At 75.4% G+C, this 20,531-nt stretch carries 23 protein-coding genes; 15 read left to right on the forward strand and 8 right to left on the reverse strand.

Going from position 1 to position 20,531, the window contains the following annotated elements:
• The first annotated feature begins 22 nt into the window (after nucleotides 1-22).
• Genes ACIF6L_RS18900 through ACIF6L_RS18915 form a run of 4 tightly spaced genes read left to right on the forward strand, consistent with a single transcriptional unit; the run spans nucleotide 23 to nucleotide 2,005 of the window.
• The gene (locus ACIF6L_RS18900; RefSeq protein ID WP_396486419.1) at nucleotides 23-487 is read left to right on the forward strand and encodes a gas vesicle protein; all 465 of its coding nucleotides are present in this window, start codon (nucleotides 23-25) and stop codon (nucleotides 485-487) included.
• On the forward strand, nucleotides 487-1,296 hold the full coding sequence (locus ACIF6L_RS18905) for a GvpL/GvpF family gas vesicle protein (RefSeq protein WP_396486418.1): 810 nt from the start codon (nucleotides 487-489) through the stop codon (nucleotides 1,294-1,296). Before ACIF6L_RS18900 ends, ACIF6L_RS18905 begins: the two co-directional genes overlap by 1 nt.
• Complete coding sequence (locus tag ACIF6L_RS18910; RefSeq protein ID WP_329486065.1) at nucleotides 1,293-1,544, forward strand: gas vesicle protein; 252 nt, start codon at nucleotides 1,293-1,295, stop codon at nucleotides 1,542-1,544. The genes ACIF6L_RS18905 and ACIF6L_RS18910 overlap by 4 nt, the downstream gene beginning before the upstream one ends.
• On the forward strand, nucleotides 1,541-2,005 hold the full coding sequence (locus ACIF6L_RS18915; RefSeq protein WP_359807961.1) for a gas vesicle protein K: 465 nt from the start codon (nucleotides 1,541-1,543) through the stop codon (nucleotides 2,003-2,005). The genes ACIF6L_RS18910 and ACIF6L_RS18915 overlap by 4 nt, the downstream gene beginning before the upstream one ends.
• A gap of 82 nt (nucleotides 2,006-2,087) precedes the next feature.
• Here the strand turns inward: ACIF6L_RS18915 and ACIF6L_RS18920 are convergent, their stop codons facing one another.
• Together ACIF6L_RS18920 and ACIF6L_RS18925 are read right to left on the reverse strand one after the other, a co-directional pair.
• Nucleotides 2,088-2,735 carry a response regulator gene (locus tag ACIF6L_RS18920; RefSeq protein ID WP_396486417.1) on the reverse strand — a complete coding sequence of 216 codons (648 nt, stop codon included), beginning with the start codon at nucleotides 2,733-2,735 and terminating at the stop codon, nucleotides 2,088-2,090.
• Nucleotides 2,732-3,778, reverse strand: a complete 1,047-nt coding sequence (locus ACIF6L_RS18925; protein ID WP_396486416.1) for a sensor histidine kinase — start codon at nucleotides 3,776-3,778, stop codon at nucleotides 2,732-2,734. The genes ACIF6L_RS18920 and ACIF6L_RS18925 overlap by 4 nt, the downstream gene beginning before the upstream one ends.
• 153 nt (nucleotides 3,779-3,931) lie before the next feature.
• Here ACIF6L_RS18925 and ACIF6L_RS18930 point away from each other — a divergent pair, with 153 nt between their 5' ends.
• The 5 genes from ACIF6L_RS18930 to ACIF6L_RS18950 all read left to right on the forward strand — a co-directional run bounded on the left by ACIF6L_RS18930 (nucleotide 3,932) and on the right by ACIF6L_RS18950 (nucleotide 7,898).
• Nucleotides 3,932-4,504: a hypothetical protein gene (locus ACIF6L_RS18930; RefSeq protein ID WP_396486415.1), complete on the forward strand. Its 573-nt coding sequence runs from the start codon at nucleotides 3,932-3,934 to the stop codon at nucleotides 4,502-4,504.
• Nucleotides 4,505-4,768: 264 nt separating this feature from the next.
• Complete coding sequence (locus tag ACIF6L_RS18935) at nucleotides 4,769-5,437, forward strand: DedA family protein (protein WP_396486414.1); 669 nt, start codon at nucleotides 4,769-4,771, stop codon at nucleotides 5,435-5,437.
• A 94-nt stretch (nucleotides 5,438-5,531) separates the two neighbouring features.
• On the forward strand, nucleotides 5,532-6,200 hold the full coding sequence (locus ACIF6L_RS18940) for an O-methyltransferase (RefSeq protein WP_396486413.1): 669 nt from the start codon (nucleotides 5,532-5,534) through the stop codon (nucleotides 6,198-6,200).
• A 49-nt stretch (nucleotides 6,201-6,249) separates the two neighbouring features.
• Nucleotides 6,250-7,149, forward strand: coding sequence for a Gfo/Idh/MocA family oxidoreductase (locus ACIF6L_RS18945; protein ID WP_329486056.1), 900 nt, complete (start codon nucleotides 6,250-6,252; stop codon nucleotides 7,147-7,149).
• 188 nt (nucleotides 7,150-7,337) lie between these two features.
• Nucleotides 7,338-7,898, forward strand: coding sequence for a GNAT family N-acetyltransferase (locus tag ACIF6L_RS18950; RefSeq protein ID WP_396486412.1), 561 nt, complete (start codon nucleotides 7,338-7,340; stop codon nucleotides 7,896-7,898).
• Between the two features lie 23 nt (nucleotides 7,899-7,921).
• Here ACIF6L_RS18950 and ACIF6L_RS18955 read toward each other — a convergent pair whose 3' ends face one another.
• Nucleotides 7,922-9,022: a hypothetical protein gene (locus tag ACIF6L_RS18955; protein WP_396486411.1), complete on the reverse strand. Its 1,101-nt coding sequence runs from the start codon at nucleotides 9,020-9,022 to the stop codon at nucleotides 7,922-7,924.
• Nucleotides 9,023-9,121: 99 nt separating this feature from the next.
• On the opposite strand from ACIF6L_RS18955, the gene ACIF6L_RS18960 reads away from it, so the two are divergent.
• The 3 genes from ACIF6L_RS18960 to ACIF6L_RS18970 all read left to right on the forward strand — a co-directional run bounded on the left by ACIF6L_RS18960 (nucleotide 9,122) and on the right by ACIF6L_RS18970 (nucleotide 12,949).
• Nucleotides 9,122-10,150, forward strand: a complete 1,029-nt coding sequence (locus ACIF6L_RS18960) for a phosphotransferase family protein (protein WP_352292995.1) — start codon at nucleotides 9,122-9,124, stop codon at nucleotides 10,148-10,150.
• Between the two features lie 12 nt (nucleotides 10,151-10,162).
• On the forward strand, nucleotides 10,163-11,431 hold the full coding sequence (locus ACIF6L_RS18965) for an acyl-CoA dehydrogenase family protein (protein ID WP_396486410.1): 1,269 nt from the start codon (nucleotides 10,163-10,165) through the stop codon (nucleotides 11,429-11,431).
• 189 nt (nucleotides 11,432-11,620) lie between these two features.
• Nucleotides 11,621-12,949: an alpha/beta hydrolase family protein gene (locus tag ACIF6L_RS18970; protein ID WP_396486409.1), complete on the forward strand. Its 1,329-nt coding sequence runs from the start codon at nucleotides 11,621-11,623 to the stop codon at nucleotides 12,947-12,949.
• A 55-nt stretch (nucleotides 12,950-13,004) separates the two neighbouring features.
• On the opposite strand, the gene ACIF6L_RS18975 is transcribed toward ACIF6L_RS18970, so the two are convergent.
• Nucleotides 13,005-13,418: a helix-turn-helix domain-containing protein gene (locus ACIF6L_RS18975; RefSeq protein ID WP_329486049.1), complete on the reverse strand. Its 414-nt coding sequence runs from the start codon at nucleotides 13,416-13,418 to the stop codon at nucleotides 13,005-13,007.
• Between the two features lie 95 nt (nucleotides 13,419-13,513).
• Between ACIF6L_RS18975 and ACIF6L_RS18980 the strand changes: the two genes are divergently transcribed.
• Nucleotides 13,514-14,392 carry an NAD(P)H-binding protein gene (locus tag ACIF6L_RS18980; RefSeq protein WP_396486738.1) on the forward strand — a complete coding sequence of 293 codons (879 nt, stop codon included), beginning with the start codon at nucleotides 13,514-13,516 and terminating at the stop codon, nucleotides 14,390-14,392.
• 22 nt (nucleotides 14,393-14,414) lie between these two features.
• Here ACIF6L_RS18980 and ACIF6L_RS18985 read toward each other — a convergent pair whose 3' ends face one another.
• From ACIF6L_RS18985 to ACIF6L_RS18995, 3 genes are read right to left on the reverse strand one after another with little or no spacing between them, the layout of a single operon-like run.
• A complete protein-coding gene (locus ACIF6L_RS18985; protein WP_396486408.1) occupies nucleotides 14,415-15,386 on the reverse strand; it encodes an NADPH:quinone oxidoreductase family protein in 972 nt (323 codons plus the stop codon).
• On the reverse strand, nucleotides 15,383-16,189 hold the full coding sequence (locus ACIF6L_RS18990) for an SDR family oxidoreductase (protein ID WP_352293003.1): 807 nt from the start codon (nucleotides 16,187-16,189) through the stop codon (nucleotides 15,383-15,385). The genes ACIF6L_RS18985 and ACIF6L_RS18990 overlap by 4 nt, the downstream gene beginning before the upstream one ends.
• Nucleotides 16,190-16,194: 5 nt before the next feature.
• Nucleotides 16,195-16,953 (reverse strand): SDR family oxidoreductase, encoded by a 759-nt coding sequence (locus tag ACIF6L_RS18995; protein WP_329486046.1) that lies wholly within the window; start codon nucleotides 16,951-16,953, stop codon nucleotides 16,195-16,197.
• A gap of 222 nt (nucleotides 16,954-17,175) precedes the next feature.
• Between ACIF6L_RS18995 and ACIF6L_RS19000 the strand changes: the two genes are divergently transcribed.
• Nucleotides 17,176-17,808, forward strand: coding sequence for a TetR/AcrR family transcriptional regulator (locus tag ACIF6L_RS19000; RefSeq protein WP_396486407.1), 633 nt, complete (start codon nucleotides 17,176-17,178; stop codon nucleotides 17,806-17,808).
• A gap of 84 nt (nucleotides 17,809-17,892) precedes the next feature.
• On the opposite strand, the gene ACIF6L_RS19005 is transcribed toward ACIF6L_RS19000, so the two are convergent.
• Nucleotides 17,893-18,804, reverse strand: coding sequence for a methyltransferase domain-containing protein (locus ACIF6L_RS19005; RefSeq protein WP_359807942.1), 912 nt, complete (start codon nucleotides 18,802-18,804; stop codon nucleotides 17,893-17,895).
• A 214-nt stretch (nucleotides 18,805-19,018) separates the two neighbouring features.
• On the opposite strand from ACIF6L_RS19005, the gene ACIF6L_RS19010 reads away from it, so the two are divergent.
• Nucleotides 19,019-20,401, forward strand: coding sequence for a hypothetical protein (locus ACIF6L_RS19010; protein WP_396486406.1), 1,383 nt, complete (start codon nucleotides 19,019-19,021; stop codon nucleotides 20,399-20,401).
• Nucleotides 20,402-20,531 lie beyond the last annotated feature (130 nt).

Below are 20,531 nucleotides of genomic sequence, written 5' to 3' on the forward strand. Positions count from 1 at the left end.
AGGAGAGGAAGGCCGAACGGTCGTGACACAACCCATCGCCGACAGGTTCGGCTCCACCTCCTCCCGAGCCGCACCGCCCTACGCCCAGGGCTCCTCCGCCAACCTCGCCGACATCCTCGAACGCGTCCTCGACAAGGGCATCGTCATCGCCGGTGACATCCAGATCAACCTGCTCGACATCGAACTGCTCACCATCAAACTGCGCCTGCTGGTCGCCTCGGTGGACAAGGCCAAGGAGATGGGCATCGACTGGTGGGAGCACGATCCCTCGCTCTCCTCGCGCGCCCGGGGCGACCCCCTGCCGGCCGCCGACCGGGAGCCGGCACGGGAACTGGAGGCCGAGAACGAGCGCCTGCGCGGCGAACTCGCCCGGCTGCGGGCGGAGCCGGGCCTGCCACCGGCCGCCGAGGAGCCCCCCGTCCGCCGCCCCGCACGCGCGAAGCGCGCCGCCCCGGCGCCCCGCACGCGACGCACCCGGGAGGAGTGATGGCCGGCACCGTCGTCTACGCCTACGCCATCGCCAGGAGCACCGAAGCCCTCGGGCCCGCCGCCGCCGGCGCGCACGGGATCGCCGGCGCCCCGGTGCTGCTCCTGCACGCCGACGACCCCGGGCTCGCGGCGGCCGTCAGCCGCGTCCCCGCCGAGGACTTCCGGCAGGACGCCCTCGCCGAGCACCTGGAGGACCTCCAGTGGCTCGAAACCGCGGCCCGGGCCCACCACGCCGTGGTCGCCGCGCTCGCCGCGGTCACCACGGTCCTCCCGCTGCGCCTCGCGACGGTGTACTTCGACGACGACGGCGTGCGCAGCGCCCTCGACGCCCGGCAGGACGAGTTCACGGCGGCGCTCGACCGGCTCGCGGCGCAGGTCGAATGGGGCGTGAAGATCTATGTCGAGGCTCCGGCACCGGATCCGGTGCCCGAGGGTCCGCCGCCCGCGGACGTCGGGCCGGGCCGGGCCTACCTGCACGCCCGGAGGGCCGTGCGCGACCGGCACGCGGAGCGCTACCGCGCCGCGGAACAGGCAGCGGCCCGGGTGGAGGCCGCCGCGGCCCGACTGGCGGTGGCCCGGGCGCACCACCGCGTCCACAGCGGGGAGCCGGTGGGGGAACAGGGCGAGAACGTGCTCAACGACGCCTACCTGGTGCCCGTGGAGCGGGCCGGGGTGTTCCGCGAGGACGTCCTGCGGGCGGGGCAGGGGCTGAACGGGGTCCGCGTCGAGGTCACCGGCCCGTGGGCGCCCTACTCCTTCGCCGTCCTGCCCCAGGACGAGCCGACGGGTGGTGAACGGCCGGTATGAACGGTCAGCAGCCCGGGCCGGGCGACCGGTACGGCGGGCAGGAGCCGCTGCCGGACCGCCGGATCGCCCTCGTCGACCTCCTGGACCGGCTGCTGGGCGGGGGTGTCGTCCTCACCGGCGACATCGTGCTGTCCGTCGCCGACGTCGACCTCGTGCGCATCTCGCTGCGGGCCCTGATCGTCTCGATCAGCGGCCCGGAGCTCTCTCCGTGGCAGGACGGCAGGCGGCTCGGCGGTGATGGGCCGTGAGCCCCTCGGACGCCGGTCGGACCGGCGGTGCCGACCGCGCCGGTGACACCGGCCGCGCCGAGCGTGATGGCCGGGGCCGTCGTTACGCGGAGGTCGCCGCGGCCGCCGATCGCGCGTTCCGCCTGCTGCCCGCGTCCCCCGAGGACGGCCGTCGGGTGCGGGGCCGGCAGCCCCACCCGGCCCGCAGGATCAACACCGCCGGCACCGACCCCGAGAACGTCGAACGGGACCTGGTCCAGCTCGTGCTCACCCTGGTCGAACTCCTGCGGCAGCTCATGGAGCGCCAGGCGCTGCGCCGGGTCGACGCCGGGGACCTCAGCGAGGAGCAGGAGGAGCGACTCGGTGCGACCCTGATGGCGCTTCACGACAGGATGGACGACCTCTGCGCCCGCTACGGCCTGAACCGCGCCGACCTGAACCTCGACCTCGGCCCGCTGGGAAGCCTCCTGCCGCCCCCGTAGGCGGCCCCCGGCATCACCGGCCGTCCCGCTATCACCGGCCGTCCAGCTACCACCGGCCGTCCCGCTATCGGCGGCCCTCCCGCTATCGGCGGTCACCCCAGACCGAGGCGGCGATGCCGACCCGGTTCCGCACGCCGAGCTTGCGCTGGATGTTCGCCAGGTGGTTCTTGACCGTGCCGGCCGAGATGAACAACTGCTCGGCGATCTCCGCGTTGGTCGCCCCGCCCGAGACCAGCCCGGCGATCTCGGTCTCCCGCGGGGTCAGCGGCTCGGCGGGCTCCGCCTGCGGCGACGCCGGGGCGGGGGCGGCCAGTCGACGCAGCAGCCGGACGGTGACCTGCGGGCTGATCAGGGTGTCACCGGCCACCGCCGCCCGGACCGCCTCGACCAGCAGGGCGGGGCTGGACCGCTTGAGCAGGAAGCCGGCCGCGCCGTGCCGGAGCGCGGCGTGCACGTACTCGTCCAGGTCGAAGGTGGTCACCACGACCACCCGCAGCGGGTCGGCCACCTCGGGCCCGGCCAGCCGCCGGGTCAGTTCCAGGCCGTCCAGCTTCGGCATCCGGATGTCCGCCAGCACCACGTCGGGGCGGAGCAGGCGGGCCTGTTCGAACGCGGCGAGGCCGTCGGCGGCCTCCGCCACCACGGTGAGGTCGGGCTGGGCGTCCAGGATCATCCGGTAGGCCGCGCGGATGTCGTCGTGGTCGTCGGCCAGGAGGACGCGGATGCTCATGAGGCCCCTTCGGCCGGCAGCGGAAACGTGGCGGTGACCAGCCAGCCCTGCCCGGCGCGCCCGGCATCGAGCGTACCGCCGAGCGCCTCGACCCGGGCGGCCAGGGCGCTCAGGCCGTGCCCGCCCCGGCGCCGGGGCGGGCTCTCGACCGCTCCGCCGTCGTCGGCGACGGTCAACTCCAGCCGCTGCCCGTCGAGTCGGCGGACGGACACGGTGACCGATCGGGCGGCGGGGGCGTGCCGCCGGACATTGGTCAGCGCCTCGACCACGATCCGGTGGACGGTGGCCCCGGCCTCCCGGCCGACCGGCCGCTCCGGCAGGTCGAGCCGGACCTCGGCGGCCCCCGAGGCGGTGAACCGTTCGGCCAGCGCGGGGAGTTCGGCCAGGCCGGGCTGCGGGGCCCGGCGGCCGGCGGCGTCCCCGTCCGGGGCGCGCAGCAGGGCGACCGTCCGGTCCAGCGAGGAGAGCGCCTGCTGGCCGGACTGCTCGATCCGCCGGAACACCTCGGCCAGTTCGGGGTGCGGCTCCGCCAGGAAGCCGCCGGCCTGGGCCAGCGCGACCATCCCGCTGACGTCGTGGGCCACGAAGTCGTGCAGGTCGTGCGCGAGTTCCAGCTGTTCGGCCCGGCGTGCGGCCGCCACCTCGCGGCGCCGCAGGCCGTCCAGCGACCAGAGGTAGAAGCCGACCAGCGCCGCCCCCAGGGCCCCGACCGCGCCGAAGCCGAGGAGTCCGACCTGTTGCCAGCCCTCGACCGGCGCGGCATAGCGCAGCGGCCAGCAGAGCAGCGCCGCCGCTAGGACCCCGACGGCCACCCGTCCCCGGCCGGTGCGCACCGTCATCGTCACCAGGACCAGCAGCCCGATCAGTTCGGCCACTCCGACCGGCCCCGCCGGGCCGTCCTCGCCGAAGCCGCCCAGCGCCGCCCCGACGGCGGTCAGCGCGAGCGAGACCACCCCCGCCGCCGCCGTCGGCCGTGGCCGCCCGATCCGCACTGCGGCCGCCACCGCGAGCACCGGCACGATGCTCCCCCATTCCCCGATCATGCGCCCAGCCTATGCACCTGGCGGCGCCGCCACCCGTGCCGAACGGCACAGGCCGGGGCGGCGGGGCGCCCGCGGACCTCCCGATCGGTATCTGCCGCCGGTACCGGCCCCGCCGCCAGGCTGGAGGCACACCGAACGACGAGAGGAACTCCGATGCTGGGCACCGCAGTCACCCCCACCACCAGTGCCGTCGCCACCCCGCTCCCGTACCGGCCCGCCGCACCGTGGGCGGTCCGGGTGGCCAAGGTCGCGGCGCTGACCGCCGTCCCGTCCGGGCTCTGGCGGGTCGCCCTGGGCGTCGGCATCCCGGTCGGATTCTCCGGGGCGATGGAACGGCAGATGACGGCCCACATGCCGGGCTGGGCCACCCTCTACGTGCTCGCCCTGAGCGCGCTCGCCGAGACGCTGGCCTTCCTCTCCCTGGGCCTGGTCCGCCCCTGGGGCCGGGTCACCCCCCGCTGGCTGCCGCTGATCGGCGGCCGCCGGGTGCGTCCATGGGCTGCCGTGGTCCCCGCCGGACTGGGCGCGGTGGCGGTCACCGCGCTCACCTTCGCCGCCGGCTTCGGCGGGTGGTACGGCCCGAACGCCATGGGCAACCCGGAGGCCCCGCACGGCCTGGCCGGTCTGGCCATGACCCTCTGCTACGCCCCGCTGCTGCTCTGGGGCCCGTTGCTCGCGATCGTCACCGTGGACTACCACCGCCGTTCCAGGGCCGGCGCGCGCTGATCCGGCGCCGCAGGGCCGGCCCGGCGCCGCCGGGCGGTCGGGCCCGGCCTCGCTTCCCGACGCCGGGTGCCGCCACCCGGAACCACGGAGGTGTGTCGTACGTCGTAATCGGGGGTGATCGGCCGGGGGGACAGGCCGCCCGGCACGTTAGGCTGCATCTTTCGGGGAGCGGCCTGGTGCCGCCATCGGATCGTCGTCGAGACCCACCGGACCGGGCACGGCCCGTCCCACGAACGGATCTCGTCCTGCCACGGAGGTACGGCCTTGCACATCGACGCCTGGATCGAGAGCGTCCCACCGGGTGCGGTGTACGCCCTGGTCGCGCTGATCATCGGGCTGGAGTCCCTGGGCATCCCGCTGCCCGGCGAGATCGCCCTGGTGTCGGCGGCCCTGCTGTCCGCCCGCGGTGTGGTCAGCCCGGTCTGGGTCGCGGTCTGCGCGATCCTCGGGGCGATCATCGGCGACTCGATCGGCTACTCGATCGGGCGCAAGGGCGGCAAGCCGCTGTTCGAGAAGCTCGGACGGAAGTTCCCCAAGCACTTCGGGCCGGACCACCTGGCCAGCGCCGAGCGCTCGTTCCAGAAGTGGGGCATGTGGGCGGTCTTCTTCGGCCGCTTCATCGCGCTGCTGCGGATCTTCGCCGGCCCGCTCGCGGGCGCGCTGAAGATGCCGTACTGGAAGTTCCTGATCGCCAACGTGCTGGGCGGCGTGGTCTGGGCCGGCGGCACCACCCTGCTGGTGTACCAGGTCGGCAAGGTCGCCGAGCAGTGGCTGTCGCGCTTCTCCTGGGTGGGTCTGCTGCTGGCCGCGGCCGGCGGCGCCCTCTCGGCCTGGCTGATGAAGCGCCGGGCCGGCAAGGCCGCCCGGGCCCGCGAGGCCGAGGAGGCGGCGGCCGCCGCCGAGCCCGCGGTGGGCGCTCCCGCGGTGGACTGATCGGCACCGGAGCGTTCCAGCAGAGCAGTCCTCCCGCCGGGGTAGCATCGGGCTACCCCGGCGGTGGCATGTAAAGCAGCAGGTGGAGGGCGTTGTGGCGGAGCAGACGTGGGACGCGGTGGATGCCTACTTCTCCGAGCGGATGGTCGGGCACGACCCGGTGCTGGAGGCCGCGACGGCCGCCGCCGAAGCCGCGGGGCTGCCGCCCATCGCGGTGGCGCCCAACCAGGGCAAGCTGCTGCACCTGCTGGCCCTCACCCAGGGCGCGCGGCGCATCCTGGAGGTCGGCACGCTCGGCGGCTACAGCGCGATCTGGCTGGCCCGGGCACTGCCCGCCGACGGCACCCTGATCACCCTGGAGATCGACCCGGCGCACGCCGAGGTCGCCCGGGCGAACCTCGCGCGGGCGGGCCTGGAGAAGGTCGCCGAGGTCCGGCTCGGCCGCGCCGCCGACTCGCTGGCCGCGCTGGTGGCGGACGGCGCCGAGCCGTTCGACCTGGTCTTCATCGACGCCGACAAGCAGAGCAACCCCGAGTACTTCGCCCGGGCGCTGGAGCTCACCGCCCCGGGCTCGCTGATCGTGGTCGACAACGTGGTGCGCCGCGGCGCCGTCGCCGACCCGGACAGCGACGACCCGGCGGTGGTCGCGATCCGCCGGCTGCACGACCTGATCGCCGCCGAGCCGCGGGTGTCCGCGACCTCCGTACAGACGGTCGGCAGCAAGGGCTACGACGGTTTCACCCTGGCCCGCGTCCAGCGCTGAGCAGCGCGCGACGGCGCCGGGCAGGGACGAGCGAGGGAGAAGAGAGAGCATGCGGATCGGACTGCTGGGCACCGGCCCCTGGGCGGAGCGGGTGCACGCGCCCGTACTGGCGGAGCACCCCGACTTCGAGCTCGCGGGCGTCTGGGGCCGCCGGCCCGAGGCGGCCGCCGCGCTCGGCGAGGCGCACGGCGTGCCCGGCCACCAGGACCTCGACCGGCTGCTCGCCGAGGTGGACGCCGTCTCCATCGCGCTGCCGCCGACCGTCCAGGCGGACCTCGCGGTGCGCGCCGCCGAGGCCGGCTGCCACCTGCTGCTGGACAAGCCGGTCGCGCTGACCGTCCCGGACGCCCGGCGTGTCGTCCAGGCCACCGAGGCGCACGGCGTCGCCACGGTGGTCTTCTTCACCGTCCGCTTCGGCGGCGAGCAGCTGCCGTGGATCGAGAAGCAGGCCGCCACCGGCGGCTGGTTCACCGGCCGCTCCGACTGGCTCGGCTCGGTCTTCGCACCCGACAGCACCAGCCCGTACGCGGCCTCGCCCTGGCGGCAGGAGAAGGGCGCGCTCTGGGACGTCGGCCCCCACGCGCTCTCGGTGCTGCTCCCGGTGCTGGGCGACGCGGTCCGGGTGACCGCGGTCGCCGGCCCCCGGGACACCGTCCACCTCGTGCTGCTGCACGCCGGTGGCGCGTCCAGCACCCTCGCGCTCAGCCTGACCGCCCCGCTCGCGGCCGGCGGCACGGGCATGGAGCTGCGCGGCGAGTCGGGCGTCGTCCACCTGCCCGAGCGCGGCGAGGGCCCGCTGGCCGCGCTCCACCGCGCCCTGGACGCCCTGCGCGACTCCGCCCGCACCGGCGAGCCCCACCCCTGCGGCGCGGCCTTCGGCCTGCGGGTGGTCGAGATCCTCTCCGCCGCCGAGCGCTCGCTGGCCACCGCCGCCCCGGTCGACGTCTGACGCGCCGCGCCCGTGCGGCGGCCGTCCGACGCGACCGCCGCCCCACGGCCGGGGCCGCGATACCCGGTCCCGGAGCGCGGGCGGCGTGCTCGGCCGGTTCGGCGGCGTGCCGAACCCCCTCTGGCGGCGGGCGGTGTTCGTGCGGAACGGTGGGAGCAGGACGTTCGCGAGCCGGAGAGGGCTGCCCCATGACGGAGACGGTGCTGCACCACCACCGGGAACTGACGGCGGCCCTGCGCCGGGCGCTGGTCGCGCTGTACGCGGAGGTGCGGGCGCCGTTGCTGCACCTGCCGAACTACGCCGTCGCGGCCTTCGTCGAGCGCCTGGAGCTGCACAGCGGGCAGCCGGGGTTCGAGGCCGTCCTCGGGTACGACGGCACCGAGCCGGTCGGGTACGCGTACGGCAACACCGTGGAGTCCGGCGACCGCTGGTGGGCCCGGCTGGCCAGGGCGACACCTCCGGAGCTGACGGCCGCGCCGACCTTCGCGCTCAGGGAGCTGGGGGTGCGCGCACGCTGGCGCGGCACCGGTGCTGCCCGCCGGATCCACGAGGGGCTCGCGGGCGGCCGTGGCGAGGAGCGCGTCATGCTGATGGTCAACCCCGCGGCCGGGGGCGGCAAGGTGCTCGCCCTGTACGAGGCGTGGGGCTACGAGGTCGTGAACGAGGTCCCGCCCACCGCCGAGGCGCCGCCCTTGGTGGCGATGGCCCGGGCGTGCCGGTGGCCCGACGGCGGCGCACCCGGGTACTGACGTCCGGCCGGGTGGCCGCCGGCTCACCAGCCCTGGGGCGGTGCCTCCGGGCGGCGGTCGGCGGGGCGGGCCGGGGGGATGGGCGGGGCGGTGAAGTCGCGCGGGCCGGTCCACAGGGCGGGCACGGCGTCGCTGCGGCGGGCCAGTTCGTAGGCCAGGGCCTCGTAGTTGACGCGCCAGCCGTGGAAGTGCGGCCAGGCGTCGGCGGCGGAGCGTTCGCGGGGGAACCCGGCGGCGGTGATCATCGCCACCGCCGCGTCGAACTCGGTGAAGCTGAGGCGGATCGGGCTGTCCGGCGCCGGGTCCGGGTCGAAGGCGACGCGCAGCGAGCTGCCGACGTCGCGCAGCGCGGTGAAGCCGGCCCGCAGGACGAGGCGGGCCTCGGGCGGCGCCGAGCGCGGGTTGATCGCCAGGTGGATCGCGGCGGCGTCCATGACGGCGATCAGGCCCACCACCCAGCTGCGGTTCGGCTGCGGGGAGCGGAACGACAGCAGTACGGGGTAGTTGGAGTGGCTCTCGCCGATGTCGGCGGCGAGCCGCTCCCAGTCGCGGTAGAGCTGGGGGAGCGCCGTCTCGGTGTCCACGAGGGACTGCCGGGCCAGCAGCTCCGGGCCCCAGGCGGGTTCGCCGGCCCGGGACTTGAGGAGCGTCACCTCCACCTCGCGGCGGTTGTAGGCGCCGTACAGGGTCGGCAGGTAGGCGATCTGCAGGGCGATCACCAGCGGGCCGCTGGCGGCGGCCATGAAGTCGATGACCGAGAGGTGGAGCCGGTCCCCGCTGGCGAAGCCGAGGGTGAAGAGGCTGGAGCCGGCCTCCCGGAAGGAGACCGCCCAGTTCAGCCGCGAGGTGCCGTGCAGCAGCAGGGTGTACGCGAGCAGCATGCTGCCGAGCCACACCCCGAGCATGCCCAGCAGGATCAGCGGCGCCAGCCAGGTCTGCGCCCGGTCCTGGGCGCGGTAGCCGCCGAAGGGCGTGGCGGACAGCCGCAGCAGCGCCCGCAGGCCCCGCCAGAGCCGGTGCACCAGGGAGGAGTACAGGCCGCGCGGCACGACCAGGGTGCGCAGGATGCTCGCGACGGTGAGCACCAGGATCAGCGCGCCGGCCAGGGTGTGGATCAACCTCATGGCGACATTGTGGCGGTACGGCGGCATTGACAGCGCACAGCCCTCCGCTGAATGCTAAGCAAGCGCTTAGTCAGAAACGCTGACCAGGAGAGTGAGCCCATGCCCGACACCCCCGCCGACCCGCCCGGCCTGGACCTCGACCGGCTCCGCGGCCATCTGGACCGCGAACTGCCCGGCACCGTCCGGGGCGCGCTGCGGGCCGAGCTGATCGAGGGCGGCCGCTCCAACCTCACCTACCTGCTGACCGACGGCACCTCCCGCTGGGTGCTGCGCCGCCCGCCGCTCGGGCACGTGCTGGCCACCGCCCACGACATGGGCCGCGAGCACCGGGTGATGACCGCCCTGCGCGGCACCGGCGTCCCTGTCCCCGCCACCCTGCTGCTGGACACCGGCGCGGACGTCCTCGGCGCGCCCTGGTACCTGATGGAGTACGTCCCCGGCACCGCGCACCGCGACGCCGGCCCGCTCGCCGCCCTCGGTGAGAAGCGCGTCCACGCCCTCGGCGAGCAGTTGGTCGACACCCTCGCCGCCCTGCACCGGATCGACCCGGCCGCCGTCGGCCTCGCCGACTTCGGCCGCCCCGAGGGCTTCCTGGAGCGCCAGCTGCGCCGCTGGTCCACCCAGCTCGCCGCCTCCCGCAGCCGGGACCTGCCCGGCGTCGACCGGCTGCACGAGCTGCTCGCCGCCCGGCTGCCCGACTCCCCGGCGCCCGCGCTCGTCCACGGCGACTACCGGCTGGACAACGTGCTCGTCGACGGGCACGACGCCATCACCGCCGTCCTGGACTGGGAGATGTCCACCCTCGGTGACCCGCTCACCGACGTCGGCCTGCTGGTGATGTACACCGAACTCGCCGGTGTCGGCGGCGGCATCATCCCCTCCGCCGCCACCGCCCCCGGCTTCCCCGCCGCCGCCGAACTCGTCGCCCGCTACGCCGAACTCACCGGACGCGCCGCCGCCGACCTCGACTGGTACGTGGCCTTCGCCTCCTTCAAGCTCGCCGTCGTCGCCGAGGGCATCCACTTCCGCTTCCGGCAGGGCCGCACCCTCGGCGCCGGCTTCGAGCGGGCCGCCGAGATCGCACCCGTCCTCGCCGAACACGGCCTGACCACCCTCACCGCCCGGTAGGAGCACCGACCGATGGATTTCGCCTACGACGCCCGGACCGAAGAGCTGCGCGAGCGCCTGCTGGCCTTCATGGACCGGCACGTGTACCCGGCCGAAGCCGTCCTGGAGGCCCAGCTGGCCGACCCCGGCCGGCCCGCCTGGGACGTGCCGCCGATCGTCGCCGAGCTGCAGGCCGAGGCCCGCAAGCAGGGCCTGTGGAACCTCTTCCTGCCGGACCGCCCGGACCACCCGGACCACGCGGACCACCCGGACCGGCCAGGGCAGGGCGGCGCCGGCCTGACCAACCTCCAGTACGCGCCGCTCGCCGAGATCACCGGGCGCAGCCCGCAACTCGCGCCGCCCGCCCTCAACTGCGCCGCCCCGGACACCGGCAACATGGAGCTGCTCGCCCAGTTCGGCTCCGCCGAGCAGCGCGAGCGGTGGCTGCGGCCCCTGCTGGACGCCGAGATCCGCTCCGCCTTCGCGATGACCGAGCCCGACGTCGCCTCCTCGGACGCCACCAACATCGCCACCCGGATCGAGCGCGACGGCGACGAGTACGTCGTGACCGGGCGCAAGTGGTACATCACCGGCGCGATGAACCCGCGCTGCCGGATCTTCATCGTGATGGGCAAGACCGACCCCGGCGCCGAGCCGCACCGTCAGCAGAGCATGATCCTCGTCCCGCGCGACACCCCCGGGGTCACCGTCCGGCGGGGCATGAAGGTGTTCGGCTACGACGACGCCGACCACGGCGGCCACGCCGAGGTCCACTTCGACGGCGTCCGGGTCCCGGCCGGCCACCTGATCGGCGCCGAGGGCTCCGGCTTCGCGATCGCCCAGGCCAGGCTCGGGCCCGGCCGGATCCACCACTGCATGCGGGCGATCGGCATCGCCGAACGCGCCGTCGAGCTGATGTGCCGCCGGACGCTGGACCGGGTGGCCTTCGGGCGCCCGCTCGCGGAGCAGGGCGTGGTGCAGGACTGGATCGCCGAATCCCGGGTCCGGATCGAGCAGTTGAGGCTGCTGGTGCTGAAGACCGCCTGGCTGATGGACACCGTCGGCAACCGCGGCGCGCACGCCGAGATCCAGGCCATCAAGATCGCCACCCCGCGCACCGTCGAATGGATCCTCGACAAGGCCGTCCAGGCCCACGGCGCGGCCGGCGTCAGTCAGGACACCCCGCTCGCCCAGCTCTGGGCCGGCAACCGCACCCTGCGCCTGGCCGACGGACCGGACGAGGTGCACAAGCGCTCGCTGGCCCGGCGCGAGCTCAAGCGCCACCGGGCGGGCGACCGCTAGGCGCGGGCCCCTGGGCGCGGGCCGCCGGGCGGGTGACCGTCGGGCACCGCGCCCGGCGTGTCATACCGCGGTAGCACGGCGGCACTTGGCTCCGCGGTATGACGTTCGTGCACCACCCCGGCCCCTACGGTCACGGTACGGGCCCGGCCGGTGGGCGGCGGTCGTCGACGGTGAGGAGCTGGGGGAGCCATGCGGGGAGTGACGCGGGAGGTCGTGCGGGGTGTCACGCGCAGGCGGGGGCCGGGGCAGGGCAGGCGGACCAGGATCGCGGCGCTGCTGGCGGCCACGGCGGTGCTGGGCACGGCGGTCGCGCCGGCGGCGGCGCTGGACGCGCCGGCCGTGGCGGAGCGCCGGGCCCGCGCCTGGCTGCCGCAGCCGACCGGGCCGTACCCGGTCGGCACCACCTCGCTGCACCTCACCGACGCCGGACGGGCGGACCCGTGGCAGCCCGGGCGGGCCCGGGAACTGATGATCAGCCTCTGGTACCCGACCGCGCGCCCCGCGGTCGGCGACGAACGGGCCCGCTTCATGGAGCCGGGCGCCGCCGAGCACTTCGGCGGCGACGGCGGCGCCGCCGTCTTCAACTACCGCGCGGCGAGCGGGCGGACGGACTGGTCGGCGATCCGCACGCACGCCCGCCAGGACGCGCCCGCCCTGCCCGGCGGCGGCCGCCCGCGCCCGGTGGTGCTCTACTCGGCCGGGCTCGGCGACCCCCGCACCTGGGGCACCGGCCTGGTCGAGGACCTCGCCTCGCGCGGCTACGTGGTGGTCACCGTCGACCACACCTACGACGCCTCCGAGGTGGCCTTCCCGGACGGCGGCCTGGCCACGTCGGTCTTCCCCGGCATGCTCGGCACGCCCGACCTCGACATCGGCGCCCTGCTGCGCAAGGCGATGCGGGCCCGGGTCGACGACACCCGCTTCGTCCTGGACGAACTGGCCGCGCTGCGCACCGACCGGCGGCTCCCGGCCGGTCTCGGGAGCTCGCTGGACCTGACCCGGATCGGCATGGTGGGCCACTCGGCCGGCGGCTTCACCGCCGTCCAGACCATGCACGACGACCCGCGCGTCACCGCCGGCGTCAACATGGACGGCCAGCTGCACTTCCCCGGGCCGACCGGCGAGGGCGTCTTCCTGAGCAGCGTCGCCGAGGACGGTCTGGACCGCCCGTTCCTGCTGATGGGCACCCACAGCGCGGACTCCGGCGACTACCACCACCAGCCCGGCTGGGACGCCCTCTGGCAGCACAGCCGGGGCTGGCGCGCCGACGTCACACTGGCCGGTTCGCAGCACGGCTCGTACACCGACGCGCAGTCGCTGCTGCCCCAACTCGCCCGGCAGGGCGCGGTGGACGGCGAGGCGCTGCGGGCCGACGTCGGTGACGTCCGCCCGGAGCGGGCCGTGCTCGCCACCCGGGCGTACGTGGCCTCGTTCTTCGACCGGTGGCTGCGCGGGCACGACGACCACCTGCTGGACGGGCCCTCGCCGCGCTTCCCGGAGATGGAGTTCGCCCGCTGACACGGGCCCGGGGCGGCCCGGGGGCGGGCCGGGGCGGCACCGGCCCCGGGCGCGGTCAGCGGATCTCGGAGTCCGGGTTGGCGGCGTCCCAGTCGCGCCGGGAGTCGAGGATCGCGTCGTGGTGGTCGTAGGACCAGTCCACCATGGCCCGGATCAGATGGGTCAGGCTGTGGCCGACCGCGGTCAGCTCGTAGTCCACCTGCGGCGGGACGGTCGGGTGGACGGTCCGCGACACCAGCCCGTCCCGCTCCAGCCGGCGTACCGTCAGGGTCAGCATCCGCTGCGAGATGCCCGGCACGGCGCGCTGGAGTTCGCGGAACCGCCGGACGCCCTGGGCGAGTTCGACCACCACCAGGACGGACCACTTGTCGCCGAGCCGGTCCAGCAGCCCGCGGATCCCGCAGTCCACGCCGTCCTCGCACCAGACCACCGGCCGGGGGGTGGTTACCGCGGTGTGCCCCACTGACATCGAAGTGCCTCCTTACGCCGAACGGTCAGGGTACCGAGGATGGTCACCGGGCGGCGCGGAGAGCCGCGGGCCCGGAACCGATCTTGGAGGTCGTGGTGCTTCTCGTCACCGGTGTCAACGGAGGACTCGGCGCTCTGGTGCTGGAGCGGCTGGCCGCGCTGCCGGGCGGGCTCGACGGGGTGCTGGCCGGCAGCCGCACCCCGGAGCGGACCCCGGCGGCCGGCGTACCCGTCCGGACGGTGGACTTCGACCGGCCGCGGACCCTGGCGGCCGCCTTCGCCGGGGTGCGGACGCTGCTGCTGATCTCGGCCGGCTACGGCGAGGACGACGTGGTGATCGCCCGTCACCGGGCCGCGATCGAGGCCGCCGAGCGGGCCGGCGTCGAGCACGTGGTCTACACCAGCCTCTCCGGCGATGGCGACCACCTGGCCTACGCGCTGGCGCACCGCTGGACCGAGCGGCGACTGCGCGAGTCCGCCTCGCTGCGCTGGACGATCCTGCGCAACGGGCTCTACGCCGAACTGCTGGGTTCGCTGGCCACGCCGGACCGGGACGGTGTGATCACCGCGCCGCTCGGCGACGGCCGGCTGGCGGCGGTCGCCCGCGCGGACCTGGCCGAGGTCGCGGCCACCGTGGCGCTGGCCCCGGCCGGGCACGCCGGGCGGGTCTACGAGCTGGTCGGCGAGGAGGCGGTGGGCGGCGCGGACGTCGCGGCGGCGCTGTCCCGGGCCGGCGGACGGACGGTCGAGTACCGGCCCGGCACGCTGGCCGGGGCGCGGGCGGCCGTGGCGGCCTCGGGCGCCGCGGACTTCCAGGTGCCGATGGTGGCCGGGACGTACTCGGCGATCGCCCACGGCTTCCTGACCGGGCCGGGCAAGCCGGGGGACCTCGCCGCCCTGCTCGGCCGCCCGCCGCGCCCGGCCCTGGACGTGATCGCGCAGGGCGCGGGAGCGGCCGCGGACTCGGCCGGGTGACCGGGGCGCGGCCCCGCCGGTGCTACTCCCCGAGCACCACCAGCCGGCCGGTGCTGCGGCCGTCGGCGACCCGCTGGACGGCCTCGGCCGCCCCGGAGAGCGGGAGGCGCCCGCTCACCAGCGGTCGCACCACACCGGCCCGGGCCAGCCGGGTCAGCTCCTCGTGGGCGGCCAGCACGGCCTGCGGGTCACGGGTGTTGTAGAGGCCCCAGTGCAGGCCGAGGATGCTGTAGTTCTTCACCAGCGCGTGGTTCAGCGCGGGCGCCGGGATCTCGCCGGCGGCGAAGCCGACCACCACGATCCGGCCCTCGAAGGCGACGCACCGGGTGGAGCCGGTGTAGGCCGCGCCGCCGACCGGGTCGAAGACCACGTCCGCGCCGTGTCCGCCGGTGGCCTCCTTGACCGCCGCGGTGAAGTCCTCGGCGGTCCGGTCCACCACCAGGTCGGCGCCGAGCTCGCGGGCGGCGGCCGCCTTCGCGGGGCCGCCGACCACGGCGATCACCCGCGCGCCGGCCGCCCGGCCGAGCTGGACGGCGGCGCTGCCGACCCCGCCCGCCGCCGCGTGCACCAGCAGCGTCTCGCCGGCCCGCAGGGCGGCCCGCCGGTGCAGCGCGAACCAGGCGGTCTGGTAGCCGATGTGCAGGGCGGCGGCCTCCGCGTCGTCCAGCGCCGCCGGGGCCGGGAAGGCCGCCGCGGCGTCCAGCAGGGCGTACTCGGCGAAGGCGCCGGCGGGCAGCAGCGGGGTGCCGATCAGCCGCTCCCCGGCGCGCTCGCCCGCGACCACCTCGCCGCAGAGCTCGACGCCGGGGGTGAACGGCAGCGGCGGGCGGACCTGGTACTGGCCGCGCACCATCAGCGCGTCCGGGAAGTTGACCGCGGCGGCCTTCACCCGGACCAGCAGCTGCCCGGGCCCGGGAGCCGGGCGCGGTACGTCCTCGGCCAGCCGCAGCACCTCGCGCGGCTCGCCCAGCTCGGTGACCTGCCAGGCCCTCACAGCGCCTCGTTCCTTTCGAGCTCCCGCTGGAGCCGGTTCATGCCGCCGAGCCAGCGGTCCGGCTCGGTGGCGCGGGCGGCGTAGTACTCGGCGACCTCGGGGTGCGGCAGGACGAGGAAGCGGTCCTCGCGCAGCGCGGTCAGCAGGGCCCCGGCGACGTCCTCCGGGTCCAGCGCGGTCGGTGCCAGCAGGGCCTCGCCGACCGCGCCGGTCGAGGCCAGCATGTCGGTGCGCACCCCTTGCGGGCAGAGGGCGTGCACCCGCACGCCCCGGTGGCGGTAGGTGGCGGCGAGCCACTCGGCGAACGCGAGCGCGCCGTGCTTGGTGACGGCGTACGGGGCCGAGCCGAGCATGGTGAGCAGCCCGGCGGCCGAGACGGTGGCCACGAACCGTCCGCTGCCGCGCTCCAGCCAGCGGGGGAGCAGCAGGTCGGCGGCGCGTACGTGGGCGAGCACGTTGACCTCCCAGGCGCTCGCCCAGGCGGCGGCCGGCGCGCCGGCCCCGCCGACCGGGGCGACGCCGGCGTTGGCGCACCAGACGTCGATGTCGCCGAGCGCCGCCCGGGCGGCGTCGACCAGCGCGGCGACACCCTCGGCGGAGGCCGCGTCGCCGGGCACCGCGGCGGCGCCGCAGTCCGCGGCCACCTTCCGGGCGGCCGCGGCGTCGAGGTCGTTGACGACCACCCGGGCACCGGCCGCGGCGAAGGCGCGGGCCAGCGCGGCCCCGATCCCCCGCCCGGCGCCGGTGACCACCACGCCCTGGCCCGCGTACTCGGCGGCCGGGCTCCCGTGTTCGTCCGTCACGGCGGTCACATCCCGCCGCCGAGGGTGACGCCGCCGTCGACGACCAGGGTCTGGCCGGTGATCCAGGCGGCGTCGGAGGAGAGCAGGAAGGCGACCGCGCCCGCGACGTCCTCCGGGACGCCGAGGCGGCCCAGCGGGTACGCGGCGGCGACCTGCTCCTCGCGGCCCTCGTAGAGCGCCGCGGCGAACTTCGTCTTGACCACGGCCGGTGCCACCGCGTTCACCCGGATGCCCCGGGGACCGAGTTCGGCGGCCAGCTCGGTGGTCAGCCGCATCAGGGCGGCCTTCGAGACGCCGTACATGCCGATGCCCAGCGAGGCGCGGATACCGGTGATCGAGGCGACGTTGACCACCGAGCCGCCGTGCTCGCCCATCCAGGCGGCGTGCGCGCGGCGGGTCCAGCCGAGCGGGGCGAGCACGTTGACGGCCAGGATCTTGGCGGCGGCCGCCTCGTCGGTGTCCAGGACCGGACCGAAGACCGGGTTGATGCCGGTGTTGTTGACCAGGTGGTCCAGCCGGCCGAAGGCCTCCATCGTGCGGGCCACCGCTTCGTCCTGGTGGGCCGGGTCGTCCGCCTTCCCCGCGACGCCGATGGCGACCTCGGGGCCGCCCAGGTCGCGGACGGCCTCGGCGAGCGGCTCGGCGGTGCGGGCGGTCAGGCAGACCCGGGCCCCGCGGGCGACCAGCTCGCGCGCGATCCCGAGGCCGATGCCCCGGCTGGATCCGGTGACGACGGCCACCTGGCCCTTGAAGGAGTGCACCACGGAGGGTCCTTTCGCACGGTTCTGCGGAGTTGTCGGGTCCCGCGCCGTCCGGCCGGCCCGGCCGCCAAGGGTTGCCGGGCCGGCCGGACGGACCACCCGACCGGGCTCGTGACTAAGCGCTTGCTTAGCATGCTGTCGGTGCGGGACCCTGTCAACAGTCGGCCGGGCCTCCCGGCCGGCGCAGCCGGAATTCCGGTACGACTCATCTGCGAGGATGGCGCCATGACCAGCACGCCCATCGCCGAGCTCTGGCCGGCCCTGCCCGGCGCCGCCGACACCCGCCCCGAGGCGGCGTTCCGGCTGCTCCAGGCCGCCGTCGAGTCCTTCGCGGAGCGCGGCTTCCACGCCACCACCACCCGGGACATCGCCACCGCCGCCGGGATGAGCCCGGCCGCGCTCTACATCCACTACCCGTCCAAGGCCGCCCTGCTGGCCGAGATCAGCCGGGCCGGCCACGCGGCCACCCTCACCCTGGTCCGCGACGCGGTGGCCGGCGAGGGCGAGCCGGTGGCCCGGATGCGGCGCCTGGTGGAGGAGTTCACGGCCTGGCACGCCCGGGCGCGGACGGTCGGCCGGGTGGTCAACTACGAGCTGCACGCACTGCCGGAGGACGCCTACACGGTGGTCGCCGCGCTGCGGCTGGACATCGAGCGCGAGGTCAGCTCCCTCATCGCGGCGGGCGTCGCGGTCGGCGCCTTCGAGGTCGCCGAGGTCCGCACGGCGGCCCGCGCCGTCACCTCGCTGGGCATCGACGTGTCCCGCTGGTACACCGACCGCAGCAGCGAGAGCCCGGAGGAACTCGGGCGCCGCTACGGCGAGCTGGTGCTGCGGATGCTCGGCGCGCGGGTCGGCTGAGGGCGGCGCCCGGGTCGGGTACGCGGGGCGCGGGTCGGGGCGCGGGTCGGGGCGCGGGTCGGGGTGCGGGTCGGGTGCGCGGGGCTAAGGCTTCACGGCGGTGTGCACGAACCACGAGACGTACTCCCGCACCTGGTACATCTCCACCACCGACCGCAGGTTGAGCCACTTCTCGGCCGGCCCGAACAGCCGCAGCAGGGCGTACGGCAGCCGGAAGTAGGCGTAGAGCGCGTCGGAGGTCGGCCGGTAGCGGGCGGTGGCGTCCAGGGCCTCCTCGACCCGGAAGCCCGCCCGGGCGAGCAGCACGCTCAGGCTGCGGGAGTCGTACCGCTTGGCCCCGGGGAAGACCATCGCGTCCATGAACGGGTCCAGCACCGCGTGCCCCTCGGGGCTGATCTCCTCCGGCGGCGCGCCCACCGGGCCGAGCAGCACCAGGCGCCCGCCCGGCCGCAGCACCCGGTGGAACTCCGCCAGCGCCCGCTCGGGGTCGTAGGCGTGCACCAGGGTCTCCATCGAGTAGACGCCGTCGAAGGAGCCGTCCGGGAACTCCAGGTCGTGGTAGTCGCCCCAGGAGAAGCTCGTCCGCTCCTCCAGCGCCGCACGGGCGCTGAGCCGGCGGGCCTCGCGGACGTGGAAGTCCAGCACGTCGACGCCGGTGACCCGCAGGCCGAACCGGGAGGCCATCTGCCGCGCCACCACCCCGGCGCCGCAGCCGGCGTCCAGCACCCGTGACCCGGCGGGCAGCGACAGCTTCCGGCCGAGGACGCCCTCCAGCCGGCGCTGCGCCTGCCAGCACCGCCACTTCGACTGGCCCGGTTCGGTCCACCCCCAGTGCCGGGCGTTGCGACAGACGAGCGTGTAGAAGAGCCTGCTCCCCGGGCGCCCGTACACCCGCCGGAGCCCGGTGAGATCGAGTTCGCCACTGACCATCTGAACCTGCCCGGTCTTGCGCTGCTGCGCGGCCCAGCTGCTCCGTGCCGCGGCTGTCCCGCCCAAGCTACCGACGCGCCACCGGGCCCGCCGTCCGGTGCGCCCGCCCGGGTGGCCCGCGTCCGGGGCCCGGACGGCCAGGGCCGGGCGGGCCGGGCGGGCCGATCCGGGAGGTCCGGAGTCTTGTGCCGGGGCCGGGACATGCCAGATGATCACGGTGTTCGGTCATGATCCACTCAAGGGTCGTGGCCCTGACAGTTCTGATCGACGGGGGTTGGCGATGTCCACACATTCCACGCACGGCACGCGGTCCGGGGCCTCCGGGCCCGAGGGCGAGGGCGGCCCGGGGCGCCGTCCGGGCCGGCGCGCCCTGCTCGCCGGGCTGACCGGCGCGGGCGCCGTGGCCGGGAGCCTGGTGCTCGGCGGCCAGAGCGCCCTCGCCGCGCCCGCCGCGGTGGCGGCCGGTGCGGGCGGGTACGTGGTCGACGTGGTCGCCAAGGGCGCCGACCCGACCGGGGCCACGCCCAGCGACACCGCCTTCCGGGAGGCCGTGGCCGAGGTCCTCGCCGGTGCGCCGGAGACCGGCGTCACCCCGAGGAAGGTCCTGCTGATCCCGCCGGGCACCTACCTGCTCACCCAGCCCGACAGCCTGCTGCCGGCCACCCAGAACACCGACCGCGCCAAGCAGAGCGTCATCGACGGCATCTCGATCACGGGGTTCGGCAAGCGCCTTTCCCGCATCGTGTACGCGCCGACGGTCCGCGACACCGTGTTCTGGCGGAACATGGACCGCTACCGGAACATCCGGATCAGCGGCCTGACCTTCGAGAGCCAGGACGCCACCGCGACGTTCAACTACTCGTACTCCTCCAAGACCTTCGGCGTGCAGGACACCTGGTACACCGACGTCGACTGGCGCGGCACCTGGAAGGCCGGCATCGTCCTCGACGGCCCCACCGCCAACTCCAACCTCAACAGCGAGATGGGCTGGGACCACTGCCAGATCAGCGGCAGCTACGCGGACGCCTTCCTGGTGATGGGCGGGACACCGACCGAGCAGCAGCAGGACCAGTTCCTCAACTTCTCCTTCCGGGACTGCAAGGTGGAGTTCCAGTCCGGCGTCTTCGTGCGCAACGAGCGCGGCGGCTCGATGAACTTCATCGGCGGGTCGTACATCCTGGTCGACGCCAAGTCGACCGGCACCTTCTTCAAGCTGGGCGCCAACTCGCCGCGCGCCGACTCGGTGATGCGCCTGTACGCCCAGGGCATCCGCTTCGAGATCCGCGGCCCGGGCCACAAGGTGATCGACTCCTCCTGGTACAAGGGCAGCATCACCTTCGTGTCCTGCGACGACACGGCCCGCTCGTTCGAGTCCTGGGTGGACGACACGGTCGTGCCCCACGTGTACCGCTTCGACGCCGTCAACCCCTCGCGCGGGCCGGTGATCCGCTACCAGGACTGCGCCCTGCTCGGGTCGCACCAGGTGACCTCCGGCACCGCGACCACCGCCGGCAAGCTGCTGTACGACGGCAGCCGGTTCGCCAACAAGTCGGAGGGCACCGGGGCCGCCGGCTTCCTGCGCTGGACGGGCCCCGCGCCCTGGTACGAGTTCCGCGACTGCCTGGTGAAGGGCGTCCGGCTGCCCGACGCCAAGGTGCCGTAGCCGAGCCGACGGCGTGCCCCGGACCGGTTGGTCCGGGGCACGCCCGGTCCGTCGGGGCGCCCGGCCGTCGGGGCGCCCGGTCTGTCGGGTCGCGCCCGGTCCGTCGGGGCAAGCCTGCGGAAAAGCGGCT

Source organism: Kitasatospora sp. NPDC086009, assembly GCF_044540385.1.
Lineage (GTDB): Bacteria > Actinomycetota > Actinomycetes > Streptomycetales > Streptomycetaceae > Kitasatospora.